13 protein-coding genes are annotated in these 11,514 nt (G+C 42.9%); 3 read left to right on the forward strand and 10 right to left on the reverse strand.

What is annotated here, in order from left to right:
• Window positions 1-140: 140 nt before the first annotated feature.
• The 4 genes from GC096_RS15095 to GC096_RS15110 all read right to left on the reverse strand — a co-directional run bounded on the left by GC096_RS15095 (window position 141) and on the right by GC096_RS15110 (window position 2,377).
• Window positions 141-1,124, reverse strand: a complete 984-nt coding sequence (locus GC096_RS15095) for a zinc-dependent alcohol dehydrogenase family protein (RefSeq protein ID WP_171631312.1) — start codon at window positions 1,122-1,124, stop codon at window positions 141-143.
• Window positions 1,125-1,137: 13 nt separating this feature from the next.
• Window positions 1,138-1,485, reverse strand: a complete 348-nt coding sequence (locus tag GC096_RS15100) for a VOC family protein (RefSeq protein WP_171631313.1) — start codon at window positions 1,483-1,485, stop codon at window positions 1,138-1,140.
• A 110-nt stretch (window positions 1,486-1,595) separates the two neighbouring features.
• Window positions 1,596-2,039 (reverse strand): NUDIX hydrolase, encoded by a 444-nt coding sequence (locus GC096_RS15105; RefSeq protein WP_171631315.1) that lies wholly within the window; start codon window positions 2,037-2,039, stop codon window positions 1,596-1,598.
• Between the two features lie 107 nt (window positions 2,040-2,146).
• Window positions 2,147-2,377: a hypothetical protein gene (locus tag GC096_RS15110; protein WP_171631317.1), complete on the reverse strand. Its 231-nt coding sequence runs from the start codon at window positions 2,375-2,377 to the stop codon at window positions 2,147-2,149.
• 235 nt (window positions 2,378-2,612) lie between these two features.
• On the opposite strand from GC096_RS15110, the gene GC096_RS15115 reads away from it, so the two are divergent.
• Window positions 2,613-2,858, forward strand: coding sequence for a hypothetical protein (locus GC096_RS15115; RefSeq protein WP_171631318.1), 246 nt, complete (start codon window positions 2,613-2,615; stop codon window positions 2,856-2,858).
• A gap of 173 nt (window positions 2,859-3,031) precedes the next feature.
• Here the strand turns inward: GC096_RS15115 and GC096_RS15120 are convergent, their stop codons facing one another.
• The 3 genes from GC096_RS15120 to GC096_RS15130 form a co-directional block, all read right to left on the reverse strand.
• Window positions 3,032-3,832 carry a sporulation protein gene (locus tag GC096_RS15120; protein ID WP_171631320.1) on the reverse strand — a complete coding sequence of 267 codons (801 nt, stop codon included), beginning with the start codon at window positions 3,830-3,832 and terminating at the stop codon, window positions 3,032-3,034.
• A gap of 2 nt (window positions 3,833-3,834) precedes the next feature.
• Entirely contained in the window at window positions 3,835-4,236 is a 402-nt protein-coding gene (locus tag GC096_RS15125) for a VOC family protein (RefSeq protein WP_312886274.1), read from the reverse strand.
• A 242-nt stretch (window positions 4,237-4,478) separates the two neighbouring features.
• Window positions 4,479-5,363: a LysR family transcriptional regulator gene (locus GC096_RS15130; RefSeq protein WP_171631324.1), complete on the reverse strand. Its 885-nt coding sequence runs from the start codon at window positions 5,361-5,363 to the stop codon at window positions 4,479-4,481.
• Window positions 5,364-5,480: 117 nt separating this feature from the next.
• On the opposite strand from GC096_RS15130, the gene GC096_RS15135 reads away from it, so the two are divergent.
• The gene (locus GC096_RS15135) at window positions 5,481-6,875 is read left to right on the forward strand and encodes an MFS transporter (protein WP_171631326.1); all 1,395 of its coding nucleotides are present in this window, start codon (window positions 5,481-5,483) and stop codon (window positions 6,873-6,875) included.
• Between the two features lie 180 nt (window positions 6,876-7,055).
• Window positions 7,056-7,928 carry an AraC family transcriptional regulator gene (locus tag GC096_RS15140; protein ID WP_171631327.1) on the forward strand — a complete coding sequence of 291 codons (873 nt, stop codon included), beginning with the start codon at window positions 7,056-7,058 and terminating at the stop codon, window positions 7,926-7,928.
• 117 nt (window positions 7,929-8,045) lie between these two features.
• Here GC096_RS15140 and GC096_RS15145 read toward each other — a convergent pair whose 3' ends face one another.
• The 3 genes from GC096_RS15145 to GC096_RS15155 all read right to left on the reverse strand — a co-directional run bounded on the left by GC096_RS15145 (window position 8,046) and on the right by GC096_RS15155 (window position 11,456).
• Window positions 8,046-9,215 (reverse strand): Gfo/Idh/MocA family protein, encoded by a 1,170-nt coding sequence (locus GC096_RS15145; protein ID WP_171631329.1) that lies wholly within the window; start codon window positions 9,213-9,215, stop codon window positions 8,046-8,048.
• A 42-nt stretch (window positions 9,216-9,257) separates the two neighbouring features.
• A complete protein-coding gene (locus GC096_RS15150) occupies window positions 9,258-10,349 on the reverse strand; it encodes a Gfo/Idh/MocA family protein (RefSeq protein ID WP_171631331.1) in 1,092 nt (363 codons plus the stop codon).
• 78 nt (window positions 10,350-10,427) lie between these two features.
• Window positions 10,428-11,456 carry a LacI family DNA-binding transcriptional regulator gene (locus GC096_RS15155; protein ID WP_171631332.1) on the reverse strand — a complete coding sequence of 343 codons (1,029 nt, stop codon included), beginning with the start codon at window positions 11,454-11,456 and terminating at the stop codon, window positions 10,428-10,430.
• Between the last annotated feature and the right edge of the window lie 58 nt (window positions 11,457-11,514).

Genomic DNA, 11,514 nt, shown 5'->3' on the forward strand with positions numbered 1-11,514 from the left:
CCTACTATTTCTAGTCTGATGTGACTGAATTTACGATCTTTTTTTCAGATCAGCCTGTTTACATGGAAAAGGCAGCTGATCGTCAACGACCAGCTACCTCGGTGTCTATATGTATCAATCGTTCATCGTATGAGGATCTATCATGTAAGTAGCACTTTCCCCTGTTGGCCCGATAGCTCGGCTATCTGCACTGCTTTTGTAATTTCGATTAACTTGTACCTCGCTTCAGCCCTTCCTAAGATGAGCTGTTTTTGACGAAGCAATGCAAAAATCTGTTGAAAGGAATTTTGCCAATCATCGACTGAGATCCTTTGTAGCCATTGTCGCAAATGAAAAATTTTCGATTGAATATCAAGTTCAATTGCAATTCTTTGCCAATCCACTTGCAGTCCTGATAGCAATCCAATGGATATAAAGAAACCTCCTCGTCGCACAGCACGTGCAAGTTCATAGCCTTCTTTTCCACCGATAGAATCAATCGCAGCATGAACACCTTGCCCACTCGTTACGTCCATCACCGTTTTATAGACATCGCTCTGTGAACAGTTAATCACATGCCAAGCACCTAATTGCAACAACTCTTCTGTATACGCTGAACTCCGCACTACGGCTATAAGCCTATATCCAAAAACAACGGATAATTGAGCAAAAATACGGCCGATTGCAGAATTACACGCATTAACTAATAGAAAAGAATTGTTGGAGCGTTTAAACAACTCCTTACAAATAATCCAGGCAGTGAGAGGATTGATATAGGATCGAGCAGCCTCATCGTCAGAGATGAAGTTTGGCACTTCAATAGACAACGAAGCAGATGTTTTTACATATTGCTGCCAAGTCCCCTCTCCTCGGAGAGGTAATACACGCTTACCAAGCATGGATTTTGACACGTTACTACCGATATCGATCACTGATCCTACGCCCTCATAGCCAGGAATACATGGCAACGAGATACGGTGTCTATAAGCACCGCGAATCGGAATCAAGTCAGAGGGATTTATCGGACGAACAATCATTTCTACCAAAATCTCATCAGGCATTAGCGGCGTAACTTCTCGCTGTTTTACTTCTAAGACGTCTTGTGGTTCACCGAATTCATGGAAACAAATTGTTTGTCCATACATAGGATCTGTCCCTTTATTTCTCCCAAAGTTCGATCAATCGTCCATCAGGATCTTCGATCCAAACAAACTTTCCATAGTCACTACTCTCTTTTTTCTTGGCAAGAGGTACCCTCATATGCTCAAGATGTTTAATCGTCTCGTCTAGATCTTCTACTTGGAAATTTAACATCACTTGTTGATCTGTTGGAAAATAACTGTCATTCTCGGCAAAGAAAGAAAAGATGGTCTCATTTCCTAATTGAGGTTTTATCATAGTCCCATTCCAATTTTCTATTTCAAGCTTCAACACTTCGCTGTACCATTTTTTTATAACTTCAAGATTCTTTGTTCTCCAAAATATTCCTCCGAAACCTTTTATCATTGTATCTAACTCCTGTCTGTCATCATTTTATTAACCTTTCAGATTACATTAGATATTCGAGATTTACATTCAAGTTCCTTTTTCGACTATACTGCCCATTGAGAAGGTTCTCAAACCAAAAGTGACGGCAGCCTTAGCAAATCTGTTAATCCATTTGGATATAGTATCTTATTCCCTGATACTACTTCTTCTTTCGAAACCCATTTTGCATAAGTAACCTTGTCCCCTTCAACTACAGTAAAATGTTCTTTCTCATATAAGCTCTTATCTTTAAAATCAACTTCGTATATCTGAGTTATCTCGTGTCCTATATGATCATCTATTCTGAAGATATTTTCTAAACAGGTGATGTATCGTACTATCATTACTTCAACACCCATCTCTTCATTAAATTCTCTTAGTAACGCTTCATCTGATCGTTCTCCAAGTTCTATTGTTCCACCAATTGGACGGTAGTAATAACCTATTCCTTTGGAATGTCTTCCTTCTTTCTCCTCCAAAAGAATATAGTTATCTTTAATAACTAAACCTAACGTATTAGCTCTTGGATGCATGACATAGGCCCCTTTACTGACAATTTATTTTGAAAGCTGACTAATAACCACCAAAGTTCAAAAAAAGACCCACAGCAACGGGCTGCGGATCATACTAGACTATCTCCTTAAATCAAGCTCTTCATGCCCCGCAGCCACTCATAAAAACCATCATCAAAAAAGAGATCCGGGATGTACGTCTGCGTATACTTGCAATTAGGGCAAAGAAGAACCAACCCTTGTTCAAGAACCTTAGGGTATAATTTCTCGTGTTTACTGTTGTTACCGCAAGTGAGAGCGCGAACTCCATCTGCCTGCTGGTAATCCTTGATACGTTGCTTGATATCCTCTTCGTCCATTATTATCCCCTTCAATTTCTGCCCATCTATATGGGTATAATTATACACGATCTGCTCCATCACAACACCAAAATAATCTAAGCACAGCAAGGGTTAATCCAGTCTTCTCCTATGATCTCTTTCTCTTAAAAACTATTGAAAAAAATCCACTTATTTACTAGTAACTATGTACAAGCAATTGTTAAAATTTTCCTTATACTATATAGATTTAGTATCTATATTTTAGGAGGTGTTTATGATGTTAAAGCGTTCCTGGGTCGACGGTGTATTGTCTCTACTTGATATCGAGGATATCGAGAAGCTCAAAGCAGAGTATTATAATGGTGATGAATCAAAATTATCATTTGATGAATCCCAGAATGAAGCAGAAAGAGTAGCAATGCTAGCGGAGTGGTTAGACAGCATCAAATGGAAATTTTTAAAGGAGTTTAAGATTGAACTCTATGACGGAACTAAATATAAAATCAAATTTTGTGACTAACTTGTACCTACATGAAACGTATTCACGTTGTTAATTACAGAGATGGCATAATTGTCGTCTCTTTTTGTTTTCCTACTTACTGAACTCAAATCCGTTAAATGAGAAAAGGCAACCGATCCAATTGGGTCAGCCGCCTTCTTAACTTCATATGCACTTGTCACTATACATGCTCGTTACACACCCAGCAAATTATTAAAAATGCCTCTGAACTGATTAGCCACTGCTGAAGTGCCTTCCTCCAGCTCATCGGCGCTGAAATAATAACGGTGATGGGACTCATCCATATCCAGCATTTCTGCTAGGAGTCCGCTAAACCCACGCGCTTTGCGGTCAAATTCCAGGAGCACTTTAACCCCGTTTTCATCCGGGTAGAATACAAGCTCCAGCTCTTCAACAGAGCGGCTAAATTCGCTATTTTTATAGGGGACAAATTCAAAATTCTGAATAAAGGGCAGGTAATAATTATGTTTAGGAAAATATTCATTTTCTGCTTTATGTACATAAAAGCCCAATTCCTCCAACGCTTCGAAAATAGCAGATGTGTGCGGATGAGCCAAAACTTCAATATTATCACGATCTGATGGATCAACCGCGTTGTCAATATCCATGCCTGTACGAATCCAGATCTTGCTTACGCCAATAGAAATCGGTGTCTCATGCGGCAGCACGAATTGAAAAGGAATTTCGATCGATTCTCCCGGTTCAAAAACAAAACTCTCGCCCAACAGGATGTTGGCTATCACAACCGTTTCTGTCACCATACGATTCGGTTCGTTATCAATGGGTGAGGGCTTGCGGTATTCGGTCATAATTTGAAAATAGATTTTGTCCACTTTCTGCTCTACACTGCCGCCTTTAGCAATAATAACGCCCTCTACCAGCTCGCCTGGAATGAAAGCCTCCGTATGGAACTGTGTATCGATATCAATATTCCCGATCCCTACTTTAGCCATCATTTTCTTAAAAAAAGACATCGTTATTCCTCTCCTTTATTATGTTTATTTCCCGATCCGAAACCGATTACATATCCATCTAAATCTTGAACCGAGAAATCTTTCCAAGTACCCCAATCATGTGCTGTTTCTTTAGGTTCTGAAACAATAATTGCCCCATTGGTTTTAAGCTCTATGAATAAAGCATCCAATTCAGCATGATTTTTGATATAAGCATATGTATTCCAAGTACCTTTGTTAGGTCTAACGTCTTCTATATGAGTTGCTTGAATCAACTTAAATCCTAATCCAAAATTGTCTCGAATGGCCCAAAACTCGTTTACTTCACATCCAAGGGCATCTTCATAATACTTTTTAGACTTTTCATAATTAGATACCAATAAGACTGTAAGAGAACTCTCAATCTTCGTTTTGATAACTTCCACATGATCACTCCCTTGGCTATTGGGAAATCCACCCATATAAACAATAACGAATGTACGTTCGTTTGTAAAGAGTCTCCACTAAAGTTTATATCACTTTACTTTGATTTCTTTTTTCTAATAAGCTTAATAAGTAAAGTCAAAATTGCGACCGTGAATGCTACTGATATCAGTTGGATAATTGCCGTACTTAATTCAAAATGCAATGCAATCCCTCATTTCAAAAATAACTTCAACTATTAAAATCAAGCATTCCCAGACATCTCCTGAAAATAAGCGACCACAACTTCACGAAATTCCTGTGCAGCCCGGGAAATGTACCGACTTTTGTGCCATAATAAAGCAATTTCCCGCACCAATTCATGATCTTCGATGTGTAGGTAGGTAATCTGTTCACGTGAGTTCCTTGCTGAGCTTGGTAGGAAAGCAATTCCGATCTCGGCTTCCACAAGTGAGCTTAATCTGGCAGGTTCATTTCCCTCATACACATACTTCGGTTCAAATCCAACCGAATTACATATGGAGTCTACTAAATCGCGGGTACCGTAGCCTTTCTTTACACCGACAAACGATTCATTCTTGAGCTCGCTTAAGGAAACGCTGGTTCTGGCTGCTAGCCGATGCCCCAATGGAACAGCTAAGAGGATCGGGTCCATGCACACGATTTGACATTCGATGTCTTCCCCTTGAACCGGTGGTGAGGACAAGCAAAAATCAACCTCACCGCGATGAAGAAGCGTCACCATTTCCTGCGTGGACAGCATTTGTACATGAAATTGGAGATGGGGGCGCTTTTTCCTGAACGCTCGCAGGATATTGGGCAAGGTGCTTGCGGCAGTAACAGCCAATTCGAGCGCACCATGTTCTGGACTTGATAAATCACTTAACTCCTGCTTCCCCTGCTCCAATTCAAATAAAGCTCGTTCAGCACGCTGTAGGAATCTGCTTCCGAACTCATTCAATCGCAGCTTCCTCCCGATTCGATCGAATAGCGGAACACCAAGGTCCTCTTCCAAGCGTTGAATCGTTTTACTCAGAGACGATTGCGTAACATGTAAGCTCTGCGCGGCCTCGGTCATATGTTCCAATCGAGCCACCGTGATGAAATAGTGCAATTGAAGTAGTTCCATTGTTCACCGCCGCCTCCGACTCATTCCTTCTAATCAATGAAATCATAACATAAAAGTCATTGGAATAAATAATGAATTTCAAGTACGATGACATCAGTTAACAGGGGGGTGTCAGACATGAATAATCGCAGCAAATGGTTGTTGATTTCAGTTGGATTGGGGGTGCTGTTGAACCCATTAAATTCTTCGATGATTGCTGTTGCTATCGCAAGGCTGCAAAATGTGTATCGTCTTGAATTTACTGAGGTGTCCTGGGTCATTTTTGTATTCTACTTGGCGAGTGCTGTCGCGCAGCCTGTCATGGGAAAGGCTAGTGATTTATTCGGTCGCAAGAAGATATTTCTTGCCGGGCTGGTTATCGCCTTTATTGCTTCCTTATTAGCTCCGCTATCGCCCTACTTCGGGTTGCTTCTTGTGTTTCGTATCATACAAGCGATAGGAACAAGCATGATGGTTGCAGTTGGCATGGCCATTGTGCGGATTCATATAACGGAGAAACAAGCGACTGCTCTATCCGTCATGTCCATCTTCCTATCTGGAGCTGCAGCCATTGGCCCTTTCATAGGCGGTATCCTGATTCACTGGTGGGACTGGCAGGCCATCTTCCTCGTCAATATTCCGTTCGTCTTGGCGAGCTATCTACTTGCGTGGAGGTTCATTCCCAATGATCATCAGGCAACATCTCTTACACAAAAACTATCTTTTCGAAAATGGTTGGCTTTGATCGATGCGCCTGGGATTCTGCTTTTCACAGTGGGGCTAGTTGGGCTGCTCGTCGGGTTGCTGTCAGCCAAATCAGTTGGACACATCTCCATGAAGCATGTCATCGTCGGTCTGATTGGGCTCGTTTCACTGGGGACTTTCGTACGACATGAGTTAAGAACAACAGCCCCCTTTATTCCTTTGCGCACATTCGCCAAATATCCGGCAATGACAAGGGTCAATGTCGAATACATGCTCGTTAACGTACTCTTCTACTCCCTCTTTTTCGGGCTTCCGTCCTATTTGCAAATGGTACGCCATGTCAGTGAGTTCCATACGGGGCTTCTCATGCTTAGCTTAGGTTTATGTTCACTCGTCGTATCTCCCCTAGCAGGTCGATGGATTGATAAATCTGGCCCTCGACCAGCCTTGCTGCTATCCGCGATATTGATGACACTTGGATCCATATGGATCGTGACATGGCATCCAACCACTCCGATGATCAGTGTATGTTTGGCACTAGCCGCGTTCGGGGTTAGCAATGGCTTGAATAATGTTGGGATGCAAGCTGCTTTGTTTCAAAGCTCACCGAAAGAAATCATCGGGGTAGCCTCCGGATTGTTCAATACTTCCAGATACCTAGGAACCATTCTTTCTTCCTTATTGATCAGCATTGTAATGGGAGATACGTTCAACGCGGGTGGTTTGCGAATACTCGGGATCATTCTTACTGTGATTGCCATGTACTTAATCATTATGAATCGGAAAAGCGTGGCATCCACGCCATTGGAGGCGTCTATGAATTCCTAGACGTTGTTTGTGAACATACAAAAGGTTTGCCCGCTATGTCCTTCAACATAACAGGCAAACCTTTTCCCTATTCAAGAAGCTGCAATTTCAATTCTCTCACATTGCCGCAATGTTATTGGTTGATAACGACATCTACTAGGTATATGATGACATTATCCTAAACCAAGTAAGGGAGTTCCTATGCGTAGACCTGATATGCATGTTGAGAAAGGCGAAGAGTTTTTTGAAAATGGATTTGCGATATACGTCAATAAAGTTTACGAACATTTCGAACTTCCTGAACATTTGCATGATTTCTATGAAATCAGCTATGTGTGGGAAGGGAGTGGATTTCACTACATCGGAGATCAAACAATTCGCGTCAGCAAAGGCGATTTATTTTTCATTCCAATTGGCATCTCCCATATTTTCCGGCCCTCCTCTCCACATCCGAATAAGCCGCTGCGAATAGGCAACTGCATCTTCGACGCATCGCTATTTCATTTTCTTACCTCCATTCTGCCAGAGCAGTACCATATGTACAGGTTCAATGATCTGGTTGCGCATGGCGGTCAATGGCTGCAAATGAGAGAACAATCGGGAGAGTTCGAACAACTGATGTCATCCCTATTCATTGAATTCCAACAGAAGCGGACTGGCTACGAAACCATGATGTGCGGGCTACTCCTCCAGCTGCTCATCGTCATGGAACGCGCCATAGATCACAATGAAGCTTCATCCTCTCCCAATCAAGACAGAATGGAAGCTGTCCTGCGGTCGATTAGAAGCCGATTAGCTGATAAGATTACCTTAGCAAGCTTAGCTAAAGAGGTAGGAATTGGTACGAGACAATTACAACGCATTGTTAGCGAACATACCCGTGCGTCCTTCTCGGAGCTGCTCTCCCATGAGCGAATTAACCAAAGCTGCCGTCTATTGGTTGATCCTTCCAATCGTGACCTATCCATTGCAGATATCGCCGCAGCCGTTGGGATTCAGGATCCGAAAAGGTTCTATCGTTTGTTTAAAGAGAAAACGGGTGTGACACCGGCTACGTATCGCAGGAGGAATTGAATGGGACGAACTTGCTCGGACGTATTGGGCCTCCTAGACCGGCTAGGAGACAAACGGATGTTGCTTCGCTTACTACGAGTTACCGTCAGGCTGCACGAATCGTTATATCCTCTTATGTCATCCCATAGTCATCTTTACTTTCACCCATTGCCCCTTCGTATAACTATCCAATATGGCTTCCGTAATCAACATCGAGCGGTGCCCATCCTCAAAGGTCGCAAAGTTAGCCTGCTCTGTTAGCGGGTCTTTCCCTTCCCTAAGGAAAGAATAGAAGTGTAACATCATATGCTTGATCGTGTCTGGCCAGCCTTCGTTATGGCCCCCAGGATGATGGATGGTTGAACGTGCTTCTTGTAAAAAGAGGGCTGGGTCGGCCAAAAGCACTTCATTCGCTTGGTCCCGATGGCCGATCCATAACTTTTCGGCTTCTTCTTGGTTCCAAAATGCAGACCTTTTGCTGCCATTTAGTTCAAAACTAAGCTTATTCTTTCTTCCCGCACTCACTTGTGAAACCGAAAAGACGCCTTTGGCCCCATCATCAAACCGAAGTAGAACAGATGCATAGTCTTCCGTTACAATCACCTCATCCTCGTAGTCGACCGCTTCGCCACCTTGAGCAGCATATGTCGTTACTTGGTGAATAGGTTTTTTCCTTATCGGAATGACCGTTGCCAAATCGGCAAATACTTCAACCACTTTTTTACCTGTGACATATTGAATGGTATCGCACCAGTGAGAGCCAATATCTGCAACAGCTCTAGATGCACCGCCAATTTCCGGAGCAAGTCGCCAATTATAGTCCGTTTCATAGAGCAACCAGTCCTGTAGATAACTTCCATGAATAAGATGAATATGCCCTAGATCATCCCTTTGAATCATAGAGGCAAGCTGCCGGAGAATTGGGAATTGTCTATAATTGAAATTGACGCCATGTACAATCCCCTTGGATTTCGCTAGAGCCACTAGCTCCGCAGACTCTACACTTGAGATCGCCAAGGGCTTCTCTGACAAAATATGTTTACCAGCTAAGATAGCCTCCTTATTAATTTGAAAATGAAGATAATTAGGCGTGCAGTTGTGTACAACCTCAATATCCGGATCCTGTAGCAGTTCTCGATAATCTCCGTAAGCTTTTGGAATGCCTAACCGATGAGCTTTCTTCTCGGCTGAAGCGAGATTAGATTCCGCGATAGCCACAACTTCTACGAATCCCAGCCTTCTTATCGCTTCGATATGAGCAGGTCCGATAAATCCTGTTCCAATAATGCCTACAGTAATTTTACGCATATGTGCCTCCTTTCAGCAGTTAACACGCCGAAATCTAAACGTTTAGATTTCATTGCGTGATAGCGCATCCAGAATCATTTTGAAAATGGCAAGATCTTGCTTAGAATCCTCTGGGGTCGTCTTCGGTGTTAAGTCCTGCGTAATAACGTCGTACAGGTATTGCAATTCTAAGGTATACGAGTCTGTCCAAGTAGGACGAATCACAGATTCTATATAAGTTTCGCCAACCGTTTCATGCACATGGAGCTTCGTTGGAAGATGGCGAATATAGGGTGTATCGTACTGAACACGGACGGATTTATGCGTCGCATACACTTCCAAATGAGCATCGAAGCGTCCCTGAGCGTCGGTCCCCGTTTCGAACGTAACTGCAAACTTATCATAATCGAAGATTGCCGTCAAAAATAAACTACCATTGTTCGTTACTTTTGCACCAACGATCCCTCTCGGCATACCAAGCGCTTCACGCATAGCGGAAAGATCATGGCTAGATAAGCCACACAGTAGGCGATATAACTGACCATTTGGTGATTTCGCGTCTACCCCCGTCGCTTCTTTCACTAATTTTTCACTTCTATGAAGCTTATCCGCCTTCAACGCTTCCGGAATATCATCAAAGGAAACGACATGACTCGTTGGCTTAACAAATAGGCGATTCGGTCCAATGATATCCCTTACTCTTGCATATTGGATATTCTCAAAGCCACCAATTTGCTTTACCGCTTCCACGAAAGAAGCCGCGTATCTGCGCATATAGCCAACCATAATTTTCACCCCATTGCGTTGTTGAGCTTCAATAATGGCGTCAGCTTCGCTCTCCGTCAAACACATCGGCTTCTCGATCAACACATGCTTCTTATGATTCGCTGCTGCAATCGCACATTCCGCATGGTATTCATCACTATTCAACACGAAAACGATATCCAGATCCGGTTGCTTGACTAGCTCGGCAGCATCTGTGTATAGGTGTTCAACGTTATATTTGTCACCTAAATGAGCTACTAGCTTAGGCGAAATATCGCATAAAGCTGCGATGCGGAACTGCTTAGGAAGCGTCTCTAGTACGGGTAAATGAATCACTTGCGCGACTTCTCCAAGACCGATAATGCCAACATTTAACGTTTTCATAGTCATACGTAACTCTCCTTAGGGATGATGGAATTTTCAAAGATGAAATCTAAACGTTTAGATTTTAAATTGAAAGCGATACAATTAGTTCTTGTATCCGCCTTTTGGGGAGATGGAGCTTTCGCGAACGACCACTGTCATTGGGAATCTAATTTTTCTTACCATGGATGGTCCGTCGGGCTGTTCAATTTGTTCAATGAGTGCTGCAACCACTGAGCCTGCCATCTCACCAATCGGTTGCTTGACTGTCGTAATAGATGGACTATAGAGCGCAGCCATAGCAATATCATCAAATCCTGCGACAGCAACATCATGCGGAACGCGAAGTCCTGACTCCTGCAACGCTTTGATCGCACCAATCGCAATCAGATCATTCGCACCGAATAAAGCCGTGAATTCGCACTTCTCCGCAACGAGCTGCTTCATTGTATGATAGCCATACTGACTGAAATTGTGTACATCCTCTAATTTGCCGTTTCTTACAAGTGTTTCATCGACTGGTATTTCTGCGATAGCTAACGCATTCCGATAGCCCAGCTCGCGACCAATTCCTGTAGATATAGAACCGATGTAGGCAATTTTCGTGTTGCCTTGTTGAATAAGATGTTCAACTAACTCTCTGGAGCTGTTCAAATTATCTCCCCACACGGAGGTGACCTCCTTATGGATCTGACCAATCGAAACAAGCGGAATCCTACGCTCCATAAACATCTGAATATAATGATCATCAGGAACACTGGCGATTCGCCCACTTAGAATAACCCCATCCACATTTCTTTCCAACAGCGAGTTGATCGTAAGCTCTGCCGACTTCATCCCAGCCGTGCAAATCATTAACGTATATCCCCGAAGAATAAGTTCTTCTTGAATTTGTTCAGCAAGCTCAGCCCAATATTCGTTCGTAAGAAGCGGTACGATTAAGCCGACCGTCTTTGTCTTCTTCTTGATCATCGCACGTGCAGCTTGGTCTGGGACATAATTCAATTTCTGAATAGCGAGCAGAACGCGTTCTTTCGTATTCTTCTTCACCTTGTCGATCCCATTGACGACGAAAGAAACCGTGGCAGTAGATACCTTCGCCTCTCTGGCTACATCCTTGATGGTAGCTTTCATTCACTCACACCTCAACAAATTCTAAACGTTTAGATTATGGTCGCACATTCTTCGTTTG

It is taken from the genome of Paenibacillus plantarum (assembly GCF_013141695.1).
Classification (GTDB): domain Bacteria; phylum Bacillota; class Bacilli; order Paenibacillales; family NBRC-103111; genus Paenibacillus_E; species Paenibacillus_E plantarum.